The 14,110-nt window shown below is 33.7% G+C and carries 11 protein-coding genes and 1 pseudogene; 9 read left to right on the top strand and 3 right to left on the bottom strand.

What is annotated here, in order from left to right:
* Positions 1–116, top strand: a pseudogene (locus B2S90_RS10850) (IS200/IS605 family transposase); the annotation flags it as partial.
* Between the two features lie 113 nt (positions 117–229).
* Here the strand turns inward: B2S90_RS10850 and B2S90_RS00225 are convergent.
* Positions 230–2,902: a transglycosylase domain-containing protein gene (locus B2S90_RS00225; RefSeq protein WP_278860762.1), complete on the bottom strand. Its 2,673-nt coding sequence runs from the start codon at positions 2,900–2,902 to the stop codon at positions 230–232.
* Positions 2,899–3,498 carry a Holliday junction resolvase RecU gene (gene recU / locus B2S90_RS00230; RefSeq protein WP_055234832.1) on the bottom strand — a complete coding sequence of 200 codons (600 nt, stop codon included), beginning with the start codon at positions 3,496–3,498 and terminating at the stop codon, positions 2,899–2,901. The genes B2S90_RS00225 and recU overlap by 4 nt, the downstream gene beginning before the upstream one ends.
* A gap of 120 nt (positions 3,499–3,618) precedes the next feature.
* On the opposite strand from recU, the gene B2S90_RS00235 reads away from it, so the two are divergent.
* Positions 3,619–4,503, top strand: coding sequence for a D-alanyl-D-alanine carboxypeptidase family protein (locus tag B2S90_RS00235; protein ID WP_147556353.1), 885 nt, complete (start codon positions 3,619–3,621; stop codon positions 4,501–4,503).
* 19 nt (positions 4,504–4,522) lie between these two features.
* Here the strand turns inward: B2S90_RS00235 and B2S90_RS00240 are convergent, their stop codons facing one another.
* Positions 4,523–5,143: a TetR/AcrR family transcriptional regulator gene (locus B2S90_RS00240; RefSeq protein ID WP_278860761.1), complete on the bottom strand. Its 621-nt coding sequence runs from the start codon at positions 5,141–5,143 to the stop codon at positions 4,523–4,525.
* A 255-nt stretch (positions 5,144–5,398) separates the two neighbouring features.
* On the opposite strand from B2S90_RS00240, the gene B2S90_RS00245 reads away from it, so the two are divergent.
* From B2S90_RS00245 to B2S90_RS00275, 7 genes are all read left to right on the top strand, one after another.
* Positions 5,399–6,394 carry an L-lactate dehydrogenase gene (locus B2S90_RS00245; protein WP_100054616.1) on the top strand — a complete coding sequence of 332 codons (996 nt, stop codon included), beginning with the start codon at positions 5,399–5,401 and terminating at the stop codon, positions 6,392–6,394.
* 116 nt (positions 6,395–6,510) lie between these two features.
* Positions 6,511–7,224: a hypothetical protein gene (locus tag B2S90_RS00250; protein WP_055234458.1), complete on the top strand. Its 714-nt coding sequence runs from the start codon at positions 6,511–6,513 to the stop codon at positions 7,222–7,224.
* A 56-nt stretch (positions 7,225–7,280) separates the two neighbouring features.
* Entirely contained in the window at positions 7,281–8,684 is a 1,404-nt protein-coding gene (locus B2S90_RS00255; protein ID WP_055234457.1) for a TrkH family potassium uptake protein, read from the top strand.
* 11 nt (positions 8,685–8,695) lie between these two features.
* Positions 8,696–9,370 (top strand): potassium channel family protein, encoded by a 675-nt coding sequence (locus tag B2S90_RS00260; RefSeq protein ID WP_055234455.1) that lies wholly within the window; start codon positions 8,696–8,698, stop codon positions 9,368–9,370.
* A 268-nt stretch (positions 9,371–9,638) separates the two neighbouring features.
* Positions 9,639–11,447 (top strand): hypothetical protein, encoded by a 1,809-nt coding sequence (locus tag B2S90_RS00265; RefSeq protein ID WP_286696361.1) that lies wholly within the window; start codon positions 9,639–9,641, stop codon positions 11,445–11,447.
* A 57-nt stretch (positions 11,448–11,504) separates the two neighbouring features.
* Positions 11,505–12,944 (top strand): proline--tRNA ligase, encoded by a 1,440-nt coding sequence (gene proS / locus B2S90_RS00270; protein ID WP_055234451.1) that lies wholly within the window; start codon positions 11,505–11,507, stop codon positions 12,942–12,944.
* A 150-nt stretch (positions 12,945–13,094) separates the two neighbouring features.
* Positions 13,095–14,110, top strand: a 1,016-nt coding sequence (locus tag B2S90_RS00275) for a hypothetical protein (RefSeq protein WP_286696362.1), incomplete at its 3' end; no start/stop codon positions are given.

The following is a 14,110-nucleotide window of genomic DNA, read 5'->3' on the forward strand; positions in this document are numbered from 1 at the left end:
ACAATGAAGAAGCTGTAAAACGATATATAAGAAATCAATTACAGGAAGATAGACTTTTGGATCAGATGAGCATGAAGGAGTTTATTGATCCTTTTACAGGAGATAAAACTAAATGAAAAAACCCCTTTTAGGGGTTATAGGTAAACGTGTTGTGGTTGTCAGTCTTCAGTAGTCGAAGGACTCGCACAACGACATGCCCTTACAGGGCGGGTTCATACCACTGATTTTATCAGTGGTTATGATCATCATGTTGACATTCATCTGTCTGTACTGTAAAACGAATAGAACCAATATATTTAGATTCTCCACTTGCACTCTTTTCAGTGAAAGTAATCACATATGATCTACCACATGATAAACCACTGATTGTCGCACCACTGCCGCAGCTTACCGTCTGACTATTACCATTACATGAAACTATCATTGTATGACCGCTAGGACCAGATGTGCTGACATTGACAGATGTTGCTGAAATAGTAGAACCATTCGCAACTGCTGTACCGTTCGCATTGACACTAAATCTTGCAGTACCTAGTTCACTTGTTCCGCTACTAGATAATCTCACTGACTTCTTATTAGAAGTTGTGTCACCGCTCTTTAGTTTATAATAACCAGTCACTGTATAAGTTTTTCCTGATTCAGCACGGTATTCAAGTGTACCGCTTGTTGAAGATAATGTTTCAGTTCTAGAAGAAGAACCATCACTGATTTCTACAACACAGCTGATTTTACCTTCAAATTCAGGATCATAAGAACCGAATGTGACAGAAATTGAATTGTTGGAATTTAAAGAAGCGTTAAATGATTTCAATTCAGGTACTTTATATTCATCTGCATAAGAAGAACCATCATCCACACCACTAGGGCCATGACCTTTAACAAACCATGCAGTCATAATCTTATCTGATGGTGTAGAAGAACTTGGAGAAACATAAGGATATGCACCCTTAACCATACGTGCCTGTTCAACACTGCTTGGTGTTTCGTAACTATTCTGTAACTTACGAGTTGCAAGCTTTTTCGCAATCTTTGCAGCAATAGCCTTTGCATCATTCATACCACTTGCAAGATACTTATGTTTCTTTGTAGATATTTCTCCAGGAAAACCATTCCAGCAAGCCCATGCATAATCAGGTGAATAAGCACATAACCAATGGTCTTTGTCCTTACCAGCAAGTGCAGGGATCGTTGCATCGAAGTTTGAAGTACCAGTTTTAGCACCAATCTGACTTCCAACATCGAATGCTGAATAACTGTTATTACTCTTAACATAGCTTGTCATAACCTGACGAAGTAAGAAAGCAGTAGAATCTTTCATACCTTCACTTGCCTGTTTCTGGATATCATCATCAACGTTGATTGTTTCACCAGTTGTATTAATGACAATCTTCTGGATTGTATGAGGTTTGATATAAGTACCACCATTTGAGATTGCTGCATAAGCGGCTGCCTGCATTGTAGGAGTTGTACCATATTTCCATCCACCGATGGCATAGTTCAAATTGAAATCTTCATCGTCCATGTTATAACCAAGACCCTTTAAGAAGCTTACAACTTGATTATTACCAACCTTTTTCACAACACTATTTAAAGTATGGATGGCTGCTAAGTTCCAAGAATTTGCGAGTGCATCTTCTAGAAGTACATCATCATGGTAGTTGTTATCCCAGTTCTTTGGATGCCAGCTGCCTTGAGTGAATTCTGAGTCATCTACTGTATGTCCACTAGACCAGTTCAGATATTCAAATGCTGTTGCATAGTCAATAATAGGTTTAATAGAAGAACCTGGCTGTCTTCTGTTTTTTAATGTATAAGCATAATCTAGATAAGTTGCATCTGAGTTATTCGCACGATAATTCTTTGCAGACATGAGGCCGATAATACGTCCAGTTTTTGATTCAAGTACTGAAGCAGCTGCCTGCATATCACGATCAGTGAATCTATAATTCTTACTTAATGATACATCATCAAGATACTGCTGCATATCATGATCCATATAGGTATAGATTGTCATCTTAGTTTTGTTAGGATCATAACCTAACTCTTTTACTTCTTGAGTAACACGATCAACATAAGAAGCATATTTACCATTTGTCTGAACTGGATCATTCTTTAAAATGTTTTCTACTTTTACGTTCTTCGCATCGTCTCTCTCTTTTGCAGTGATATATCCATGATCATGCATTAAGTTAAGAATGATATTTCTTCTTTTTGTTGCAAGAGTTAAATTCTTGAATGGGTCATATGAGACTGGTGAGTTAATAGTACCAGCAAGTAATGCGGCTTCTGGTAAAGTTAACTGATCAGGACTTTTACCAAAATAATAGTAGCTTGCCCCATAAATACCAATAGAACTATTTGACTTACCGAAATAGATCTTATTGAGATAAAGTTCAAGTACTTTCTGTTTAGTAGTTTGCTGAGTCGCTTCAATTGAAAGGATGACTTCTCCAACTTTTCTTTCAATTGTTTTTTCTGCATCTGGATAATATGTTTTTTTGATTAGCTGCTGCGTAATTGTAGAACCACCGGCAACAGTATGACCAGCTAAGATATTTGTCATAAATGCTTTGATAATACGTGGAATATCAAAACCATTATGTACAAAATAACGTGAGTCTTCTGCAGAAATAACAGCATCAATCATAACTTCAGGAATATCATCATAACTTACATATTTCCCAATTGAACTGCCATACTTGTAATATGTTTCTCCATCTTGAGAAACCTGAGAAGAGTAGGAAGTTGTTGTAAGATTATCAATATCAAAATTGCTGATTTGTTGATAAATCTTGAATCCAAGGTAACCACTACCGCTCGCTACAAGAACACATAATGCGATAATACATATTTTGATTGTTTTCTTTATTTGTTTTGCGTCCTTGGTTGATTGAACCTTCATAAAGTATCCTCCTTAAGGTAAAATTCATCGATTACATCTAAATAAGCCAATCTAGGCTGGTAGCCCTGCTTAATAAGATGTCCACTTTCTTTCACTTCATCATAACTTATATGCTGCTTCTTGTCATGAAAAAAGCGCTCTATTATAATTGAAGCATCCAGTAAATAGACTTCGCCCACAGATGTAAAGGCAATAATAATAAAGGCAATTCCTCCATGACGCTGCACACGTTCAAGATGATTGATCTGATGCTCTGAAATATTACGAAAAGGAAATCGTAATGATTTTGTTTCTTTGGCTTCAAAATCAATATATCTGCCTTTATAAATACCATTATAATCCGTAGTAGATGGCGCCTGGTAATATGCCTCAACTATACGGGCTTTATTTCGTGAAGGATAATCGACTTTTACAATCTGGATAGGCGTCGGTTTTTTATAGATGACAGCCTGATCAACAGATAAGTAATAGGTGTTAGATAGGTTGATGTCTTCTTCTAAGCTCATTCCACGAAAAGCAGTATAGTGTTTACTTGTAGAATTCTTAGGAATAGACACATTAACCGATGCCTTTTTCAGGTTTGGATAATTAACCATACTATTTCTCCTTTACCAAATCATTATAACATATTATTATTCAAAAAAAATGAAAAATGACTGAATCAGATTGATGAATAGGCAGAAAATCGCTAAGATATTCTGAGAAGGTGATAAAAAATGAAATATCGTAAATGGATTTGTATGCTATGTGCCATTTTTTTGCTGAGTGCATGTGCAACAAAAGAACCAGTCAAAGAAGAAAAGAAGAAAGTTGTTTCTATTCCACAGCCCACACTTAATACTGAAGATGTTTCTGCAGTGGTGATGGATGCTGATACTGGAAAGGTCTATTATGCAAAAAATGAACAGGAATCACGTTATCCTGCTTCTACTATTAAACTCTTAAGTGCTCTCGTTGCGATTGATTATTATAAGGATAATGACGAACTGACTACAAGTAATATTATGTCTTTACCAGATCGTGTATTTATTCATACAGCACCAGTTTATGATGGTGAAAGAATTCCTTTTAAAGATGTGATCCATGGAATGCTTTTAAAGAGTTCTAATGAAATGGCTCTTACCCTGGCCGAGAATTATAAGGGGGGCTATGATGGATTTATTGAAGCAATGAACAAGAGGGCTAAAAAGATTGGCTGTACGAAAGTAGATGTTTCTAATCCTCATGGACTAAGTTATGCAGATAAAGGATGGCTAAAAGAAACATGCAGTACAAAGGATATGGCACTTATTGCAAAAGAATTCTATAAGAATAAGAAATTAAGAAAAATCATTTCTACAGAAAGCTATATCTTTGAATCCAATCCGAATCGTGAAATGAAGAATGTAATGATGACACAGAAAGATTCTACTTATTATGATAAGAGAGTTATTGGTGGTAAAACAGGCTTTACAAATCTTGCGGGCAGATGTCTTGTTACTTATTCTAAAGTAAAAAAGAAGACAATCATTACAGTTGTCTTTAAAGAAAACACACGTGGAGAAACTTATACAGATACAAAGAAGCTTCTTGACTATGTCAACGATTTATTAGCAGCATAAATAAAAATGCTGCTTTTTTTTAAGCAACATGAAGTAAAGTGCGAATTAGATCATAAAGATAAGGTTTATACTCTTCAATAGAACAAGGAATTTTATTTACTATACAGCTAAAGCATGTCGATCCAACAAGTTCTACAATAGTAAAGAATGTAATATCAATATTTTCAATATTTAGATTCTCTCTTTCAATGCCATCTTTAAATAATTCATAAAGACTCAAATGATCTGTTTCTTCTAGAATCTTTGTAAGTTCCTGAGAATAAACACCAAGAGATAAATCTTTATTCATTAAAGTGAGAATTGTTGGATTAGCAACAAGGGCATTAATAACATGATCAATAATAAATATTAAAGAATCTGCAAAATGAGTAATCTCGTTATGTTTTTTTAACTCTTTCATTGCATTATTGAAAAGTTCGCTGCTGATTTCCTGAACTATCTGATTCCTAATATCATATTTATCTTTGAAATATAAATAAAAAGTACCTTTTGCGACTTTTGCTTTATTTACGATATCAGAAATAGATGTATTATTAAAATTCCTTTCAGCAAATAGCGCAGTTGCACTTGCTAGAAGACGTTCCCTTTTTTCTTCTTTATTTTTCTCTATTTTAGATTTAATATCAGTCAGAGCATTCATATAAATACCTCCTTCAATAATTATACTAGCAGTTGACCGAAAGTCAATTTTAACCATCACAACTAAAAAGAATAAATTCATTGTGATGAATTCACTTACACTTACATTCTTTGAAATATTGAAAACGTATACATCGAAAAAGTGTGAATTTATCAACCAAATTTTAAAAAATTTTTTTATTTAAAACGCAAATATTTTATTGTATTTGGGAAATGATTATACTATACTTCTAAGTATAGGAGAGTGAAATAAATTATGGCAATGACAGATTATTTAAATGACATGCCTGCTCAGGGTAACCGTAAGGTTGTTCTAGTTGGTACAGGTTTTGTAGGTATGAGTATGGCTTATACTTTAATGAACCACAAGGGTATTGACGAATTAGTATTAGTAGACGTTAATACTGAAAAGGCAGAAGGGGAAGCAATGGACTTAGTTCATGGTTTACCATATGCAAACGGTAAATTAAAGGTTTATGCAGGTGATTATTCTGACTGTGCAGATGCAAACGTTATCGTTGTAACTGCTGGTGCTGCTCAGAAACCAGGTCAGACAAGACTTGAATTAGTTGCAATTAACACAAAGATCATGGCTTCAGTTGGTAAGTCTATTAAAGAATCAGGATTCAATGGTGTTATCGTAGTAGCATCTAACCCATGTGATATTATGACTTACGTAATGCAGAAGGCTACTGGTCTTCATCCATACCAGGTTCTTGGTTCAGGAACTATGCTTGATACAGCAAGATTAAGATATGAAATTGGTAACTTCTTCGAAGTAAACCCAGCTTCAGTTCACGGTTATATCATGGGTGAACATGGTGATAGCTCATTCGTATCTTGGACAAACGCATATATCGGATGTAAATCACTTCTTGAAGTAGTAGAAGAAAGAAAAGTACCATTTGATCAGTTACAGAGAATCTACGAACAGGTTAGAGATGCAGCTTATGAAATCATCAACAAGAAGAGAGCTACTTACTATGGTATCGGTATGTCTCTTGCAAGATTAGTAGATGCAATCTTAAACAACGAAAATACAGTTCTTCCATTATCATGCTACCTTGAAGGTCAGTATGGTCATGAAGGTTTATATATCGGTGTTCCAGCAATCATCAACAGAGCAGGTATCCGTGAAATCTTAACATTACCTTTAACTGAATCTGATCAGGAAAAATTTGACAAATCTTGTAATACTTTACAGGAAATCATTGATACTACTGTAAAACCTATTCTTGAAGGAAAAGCATAACATTGATTTTCACTTAAACTCTTAGGCTCGCGCCTGGGAGTTTTTTTTGCTTTACATTAAATTAAGGTTTATTATAGGAGAAATGTGCTATAATACATGAACGAGGAGGAAATTTCATGAATAACAATGAATTTGAATACAGTGAAAAAACAAGACGCCGTGTTAGAGTTTTTAAAAGAATCTTATCTTTTATTGTTCTTATTCTTGCAATTGCCACAATGGTTGCTTTATTCTATGTAAAAAAAGAAAAGATGCGCGTGCGATTGTTCTTTTCACTATTACAATATATTGCGATGAGTATCGTTTTGATCTCACCAAGACTCTTGAAGAAGTTTGCAAACTTTGAAGTACCAGTTGAAGTACATATCAGTGTTACAGCTTTTGCTTTTTTAGGATTAGTACTTGGTGATGGTTTAAACTTCTATGGAAAAATAGCCTGGTGGGATTCATTACTTCATTTCACTTCAGGAATCATTCTTTCATTTATCGCTTTATGGTTGCTACAGATGTTAGTCATGCGTACTAAATATCTATTTATGCACCGTGCATTATTATATATATTTGTTGTTGCTTTCTCACTTGCTGTAGGGGCTGTATGGGAATTATGTGAATATACAGTTGATGATATCTTCCATACCAATAACCAGCAATATATGGCAACAACACGTGCAACAATTGTATCAAGTGATGATGAACCATTAGAAGGACATGAAGCACTCGCTGATTCTATGAAGGATCTTGCACTAGATCTTGCAGGTGCTATTTTAGTTATTGGTTATGAGTGTTCTAAAAAAGAAATTACACAATATTATGTTTCTAAGAGAGACTAGTATTGGAATTGTCACATCTTGGTGTTAGAATAGATGCGATTATAGGAGAAATATTTATGAAAGATATTGTTTTAGGTAAAAGAAAGCATTCTGGTCACCTTTCTGCACCAAAGAAAGTATCTCTTTCTTTCCTTGCAGTTATTATATTTGGTGCTATAGTACTTTCTTTACCATTCGCAAATAAACATCATGCAGCTAGTTTTCTAGATAATTTATTTATTTCAACTTCGGCTGTATGCGTAACAGGGCTTTCACCCTTAACTGTTGTAGATCAATATAATTTATTTGGACAGATTGTTCTTATCATACTTGTCCAAATTGGTGGTCTTGGATTCTTAACTTTCTTATATCTTTTCTTGTTTCTTGCAAGACAAAGAATTACATTAAGTAAAAAACTTGTCTTTACTGAAGCACTCAATCAGAATTCTTTAAGTATGCTTCCAAGACTCTTGAAAACTATTTTTATTTATACTGTTTCAATAGAAACGATTGGAGCAATCTTCTTGTCAATGTTTTTTATGCCTCGTTTAGGTGCTCTTAAAGGCTTATATTATGGTATATGGCATTCCATTAGTGCATTTTGTAATGCCGGATTTGATTTGTGTGGTTCAACATCATTTGTTGCCTATAACACTAGTCCTATTATTAATTTCATTGTTCCATTTGAAATTATCATGGGTGGGCTAGGTTTTATTGTGGTATTAGATATTCATGATAAATATATTAAAGAAAAAAGAAGATCATCAAGCTTTTCATGGCATCATCTTTTTGGCAGTTTTGCGTTACATACTAAAATTGTGTTAGTGATGACTGTGTCTTTAATTGTAGTAGGAACTGTATTATTTTTTGTGATGGAATTTAACAATCCATTAACTATTGGAAAAATGAATTTTCAGGATAAACTTGTTGTATCATTCTTCCAATCAGTGACAACTCGTACAGCTGGATTCTCTACTGTTGATATGTATTCACTTAATAGAATCACAAAAATATTAATGTGTTCTTTTATGTTTATCGGTGGGTCTCCTGCATCTACTGCCGGAGGTATTAAAACAGTTACTTTTGCACTAGTATTACTATTAATGAGAACAACTTATCGAGGTATTGAAGAAACAACAGTATTCCAGCGTCGTATCAAGAAAAGAACACTCGTAAGAGCTTTTTCTATCTTTTTCCTTGGACTAATGCTTTGTATTATTTCATCTTCTATTATGCTTATAACAGAACCTAAACAGGATTACTTAAATATCCTATTGGAAGTATTCTCAGCATTTGGTACAGTAGGACTGAGTGCATCTGTTACACCTGCATTAAGTATAGTTGGTAAATGCGTAGATATTATCTTGATGTATGCTGGACGTATTGGTCCAATTTCATTAATGATTTTATTTACTAAACGTTCACATGATAAAAATACAAAAGAATTTAAATATCCAGATGAGGATGTACTTGTTGGCTAGGAGGAGTAATTATGAGTAATAAACCAAAACAGGTAGCTATTTTAGGATTAGGGATCTTTGGCAGTACACTTGCTGAAACATTAGAAGACTTTGGAGTAGAAGTTCTTGCGGTTGATATTGACCCAGTATGTGTTAGTAGAATTAAAGACAATGTCACTAAAGCAATTGTTGCAGATGTCACTGATCGTGAACAATTATTAGAACTTGATATCAATACATTTGATGTTGCAGTTGTAGCTATTTCTAAACACTTTGAAGAAGCGGTATCATGTACACTATTATTAAAGGAATTAAATGTCCCTTATGTTATTGCGAAAGCACGTACAAAACGTAAGAAGATCATCTTAGAAAAAGTAGGGGCTGATCGTGTTATTAATACAGAAAAAGAAATGGCTTATAAGCTTGCTAAACATTTATTAAGACGTTCTATTGTTGATTTAGTAGAACTTGATGAAGAATATTCTATTGTAGAGATTAGAACACTTAAGGATTGGGAAGGTAAATCACTTTCTAATGTTAATATCCGTCGAGTTTATGGTATGAACGTTGTAGGTATTAAACCTCAAGGTTCACCTAAGATGACAATGGACTTTAGTGCTGATTATATTATTCAGCCAGGAGATCATTTCCTTGTTGTAAGTAAAACAAAAGAAGTAGAAAAATGGGATTTTCTCACTAAGGAATAGCTTTTTGCTATTCCTTTTTTTGTCAGAGTCGCATTAAAAAGATCATTATTANNATTGAAGTTATAATAAAACTTTGCTACATTTTTATCAGTGGAAGATAGTTTAGACTGGCAGAACGTGTTGATAGACGAGGCATCGGTTCAATTCCGGTTGACCACTATTAATCAAAGTGCTCATTAAGAGCACTTTTTTTGACTTTTATAGTGGCCTTCTTTATTTCCTTTGATTATCCGGTCTATTATTTCTATAATGGTAATAGGAGGACATTATGAACCTATTACATCTCATAATTGAAACATTTGATAAGAATGTTGAGACTGACTTCACTTCATTAAAGAATCATTTAAATTATATTGAAAATCATAATACAGTCGTCAATGGTCTCACATTCGCTTTTTTTGGTTTGACAGAAATTATTATTAAGAGAGTTTATCTTACATTTGAACTAAACAGTACCATACATACCATTGAACGTATGTATAGGAATAGAAAATGTATTCTTCAATGTGATGGTCTAGAAAATGAAGAAGCCAAGCACCATATCCACAACATTTTAAATATGAATTATAATCAGTTCCTACATCAATTTATTATGCCTTCTTCTTTTATAGAAACTTGGATTCAATCACCTACAGAGGAACTTATGCGTTCCTTTGTATCTACAAAACCTGTTATGACGAGTGATACAAAAATGATAGAGGAACAGATTAATGACACAATGGCTTTTTTAAATAGTTATGAAGATTATAAGAGTGCATGTGCTTATATTACTAAGAATAAGCCTTATCTATCTCTCTATTCCAATCATTTAGATCAACTAGAAAAATCCTTAGAAGATAAGAAAAAGAAGGTTCTGCGTGAAATAGAACTTGTTACTGAACTAAATGATATGGAAAAGAAAGCCGCTATTAGAAAGAAACAGCAGCAGACCATCGATAGACGTCGAGAAGGATTAAATGAGCTCTCATTACTTTATGATGAGTATTTACTTTCACAGGATCATCTATTTGATTTAGAACAGTCCTATAGTCGTGCTGTATATCTTTATGGTAGTGAAAACGATGATTATATGCGTATGTATCATCATTATATGAATAGTCTTGCAGGTATTCTTGCTAAGGACTTAAAAGAAGGAACACCTTGTCCTGTATGTGGCTCTCTTCATCATCCCAAACCGTGTTTGATAGAAGGAAGAGAAGTATCTCAAGAACTTCTTTTTAAAAAAGAAGCTATATTAGAAAAAACAAGAGAAGATCTAGAGAAGAAACGCATAGAAAAAGCCACTTATATGGTGCGTCATCAAAGGCTCATTGAAAAGATTATTCAAAAGAAAAAAGAACTGCATATTACAGAAGATATCTCTAAAGAGATGTTTATTAGAGAACTCAGTGTTCTGAATACAGATTATTTATCTCATTATAAGAAAGATAAGAAACTTCTAGATGAGATAGGGTATCTTCATAAATTAGAAAAACATCTTCCAGCACTTAAACAGGACTATCATGAGATATTATTGGCTATTGAAGAAGTAAAAGAAGAATATCTCACTTTAGAAGAAAAAATCAAGAATGCTGAAATGTTCTGTAATGACATCATTCAAAAATATTCTTTTATTATTTATGTAGATGATTGTTTTATTGAAAATAAGAAGAAGGAATGCCTCAATAATCAGAAAATTCTTACATTACTACATAAACAGACAGTCCCTCTTGAAGAAGACATGGCACCATTTATAAAGCAGATGATGGTGAGGGCAAATCGCTTATTAAAAGAAATCACGCATGGTTGTTTGGAACTTGAGATCAAAGATGACAAGCTATATCTTAATCAAGATCATCAAATGTCTTTAGTACAGGATTCTTCAATGATTGGCTTATGTACAATTGTTTTAGGATATAGTCTATCTTCTTTGATTTCACATCAGGATATCTTATTTATTGATGATACACTGCAGTATAAGATGAATGATTATTATGAAACATTGATTCATGCATTATCTGCATCTCCTTGTTTTTCAAAGCTTTATATCACCGCTTCAATGATTACAGCACATTATTATCAGCGTGCGTTAGATTAATCCTTTTCATTTTCATAAAAATAGTTATAATATTATCGTACAGGAGAGGAGAAAGTTATGGCAAAAAATAATATTAAAAATGATGCAATTACACCAAGAGACGTTGATTTTGCTCAGTGGTATACAGATGTATGTCGTAAAGCAGAATTAATGGATTATTCTAGTGTTAAAGGATTTATTATTTATCGCCCATATGGTTATGCTTTATGGGAACAGATTCAGAGTTACATGGACAAGAGATTTAAAGAAACAGGACATCAGAATGTCTATATGCCAATGCTGATTCCTGAATCTTTATTAAATAAAGAGAAAGATCATGTAGAAGGATTTGCACCAGAATGTGCAGTTGTTACTAAAGGTGGTTTAGATGATTTAGAAGAACACTTAATCGTTAGACCTACTTCAGAAACATTATTCTGTGAACATTATGCTAAGATTGTAAACTCTTATCGTGATCTTCCAAAGAAATATAACCAGTGGTGTTCAGTTGTAAGATGGGAAAAGACTACTAGACCATTTTTACGTGGTTCTGAATTCTTATGGCAGGAAGGTCATACAATTCATGCTACTGAAGAAGAAGCACGTTCTGAAACATTAATGATGAGAGATATTTATGAAGAAACTGCAAAAGAATTACTTGCTATCCCAATGTTAACAGGACGTAAAACTGAAAGAGAAAAATTTGCAGGTGCTGAAGAAACTTATACTATTGAAGCATTAATGCATGATGGTAAGGCTCTTCAGTCTGGTACATCTCATTACTTCGGTCAGGGATTTGCGAAGGCATTCAACATGACATTCCTAGACAAGGATAACAAGTTAAAACATGTTTATCAGACATCATGGGGTGTTTCTACAAGATTATTAGGTGCAATCATCATGGTTCATGGCGATGATAATGGTCTTGTTTTACCACCTAGACTTGCTCCAACACAGGTAGTTATTATCCCAATTCAGCAGAAGAAGGCTGGCGTACTTGAAAAAGCAGATGAAATCGCAGCACAGTTAAAAGCAGCAGGTATGAGAGTAAGTGTAGATGCAAGTGATAAATCACCAGGATGGAAGTTCTCTGAAGCAGAAATGCGTGGTATTCCAGTACGTATTGAAGTAGGACCACGTGATATTGAAAACGGTCATTGTGTTGTTGTAAAACGTAATGATGGTGTCAAGACGCAGATGGACTTAGATGAAAACCTTCCACAGGCAATTCATGATACATTAGAAACAATCCATAAGGAAATGTATGATAAGGCAGCAGCATTCTTAAATAGCCATATTACTCGTGTAAATACTTTAGATGAAGTTGGTAAAGTATTAGATGAAAAGGGTGGCTATGTCAAGATGAACTGGTGTGGTGAAGAAGCATGCGAATTAAAGATCAAGGAACTTTATCAGGCAACTTCACGTTGTATCGATGAACATGAAGAAGCAGATGGCGTATGTCCATGCTGTGGTAAAAAAGCAAAACATGTCGTTTATTTTGCAAGAGCATATTAATAAAATGGATCTCAACAAGAATTTGTTGGGATTTTTTATGTTTTTTAAATAGCCCCCTTTTTTCTAGCATTTTTATTGTATTGTTTAATGTTATTTTTATGCTAAAATGGTATAATAATTTGCATTAAATGTAAAAGGGAGAAAACTATTTTGAAAAAGACACATACAGCACACTTATCTTTAATAGTAGGGACACTACTGATGCTTCTTGATCAGTTTTTTTGGACATCCCATGCCAATGTATTAAATACAAATAATGTCGGTCTTTTAATGAGTGCTTTACAGATCTGTCACATAGCCACATTAATAGGACTCGATCTTGTTATCATATCTTTAGGATATATTTATTCTAATAAGGAAAACAGTCTTTCAGAAGCACTGAAATTATGGATTTATACTGTTGTGGCTGGTATATTTTCTGCGATTATCTGTTTCTTGCTTACAAAGGGAATAGATACAAATGCCTTTTATTCTATCTTCTTTCCAGTTATAAGAAACGTATCTCCTGTAATCACAGGTGTGATTCTTTCTTTGATCTGCTATCCATTTATGAAGAAGGTTAACCATAAATATTTAAAGTATTTACTCTTAGGACTTCTGGCATTACCTACACTCAGTGGTATCGATTTATTGAGTTTTGGAGATGGATATAGTGTTCCATTCACATTTATATTATTTTATCTAGGCGTTATTGAAGCGCACGAAGACAATCATTTTTCGTTTATTCCATTTATTATAGTTGCATTAATGGATGTGCTATGCGTTAGTATTATGCCATTATGTTCTGATATTGTACATGGCGATATGTCTACCGCATTACGCTTTACGACATCAACTTCTTTCTTTGAAGTGATGATTGCCTGCCTTCTTATCCGATTATTAAAAAATATACCATTCTTAAATAGATGGTCTTCAATTTGTTATATTCCAATTGCATCTCTTGTCTTTGTTGGGGCAGGGCGACTAGAAAATATTGTGTCATGGAATGAAACGCTTGTAGGCACTTCTTCAAAGAAACTCTTTCTATTAGGTGGCTTTGAAGCATTCCTCATTATTTTAATTGTACTGCTACTTACAGCATGTTTAATGCGTCTTCCACGTATTAAAACATTAAATCATGCTATCAATAAACACTTCGAAAACTTTGAGATGAGTGAAGAGTGGAT

It is taken from the genome of Catenibacterium sp. UBA627 (genome assembly GCF_002299355.1).
GTDB classification, from domain to species: Bacteria; Bacillota_I; Bacilli_A; order Erysipelotrichales; family Coprobacillaceae; genus Catenibacterium; species Catenibacterium mitsuoka.

Excerpts from the sequence above, each read along its gene's own strand:
- B2S90_RS00245 (WP_100054616.1), top strand. The coding sequence starts at position 5,399 with ATGGCAATGACAGATTATTTAAATGACATGCCTGCTCAGGGTAACCGT.
- B2S90_RS00255 (WP_055234457.1), top strand. The coding sequence starts at position 7,281 with ATGAAAGATATTGTTTTAGGTAAAAGAAAGCATTCTGGTCACCTTTCT.
- B2S90_RS00225 (WP_278860762.1), bottom strand. The coding sequence starts at position 2,902 with ATGAAGGTTCAATCAACCAAGGACGCAAAACAAATAAAGAAAACAATC.
- proS (WP_055234451.1), top strand. The coding sequence starts at position 11,505 with ATGGCAAAAAATAATATTAAAAATGATGCAATTACACCAAGAGACGTT.
- B2S90_RS00260 (WP_055234455.1), top strand. The coding sequence starts at position 8,696 with ATGAGTAATAAACCAAAACAGGTAGCTATTTTAGGATTAGGGATCTTT.
- B2S90_RS00235 (WP_147556353.1), top strand. The coding sequence starts at position 3,619 with ATGAAATATCGTAAATGGATTTGTATGCTATGTGCCATTTTTTTGCTG.
- B2S90_RS00240 (WP_278860761.1), bottom strand. The coding sequence starts at position 5,143 with ATGAATGCTCTGACTGATATTAAATCTAAAATAGAGAAAAATAAAGAA.
- B2S90_RS00265 (WP_286696361.1), top strand. The coding sequence starts at position 9,639 with ATGAACCTATTACATCTCATAATTGAAACATTTGATAAGAATGTTGAG.
- B2S90_RS00250 (WP_055234458.1), top strand. The coding sequence starts at position 6,511 with ATGAATAACAATGAATTTGAATACAGTGAAAAAACAAGACGCCGTGTT.
- recU (WP_055234832.1), bottom strand. The coding sequence starts at position 3,498 with ATGGTTAATTATCCAAACCTGAAAAAGGCATCGGTTAATGTGTCTATT.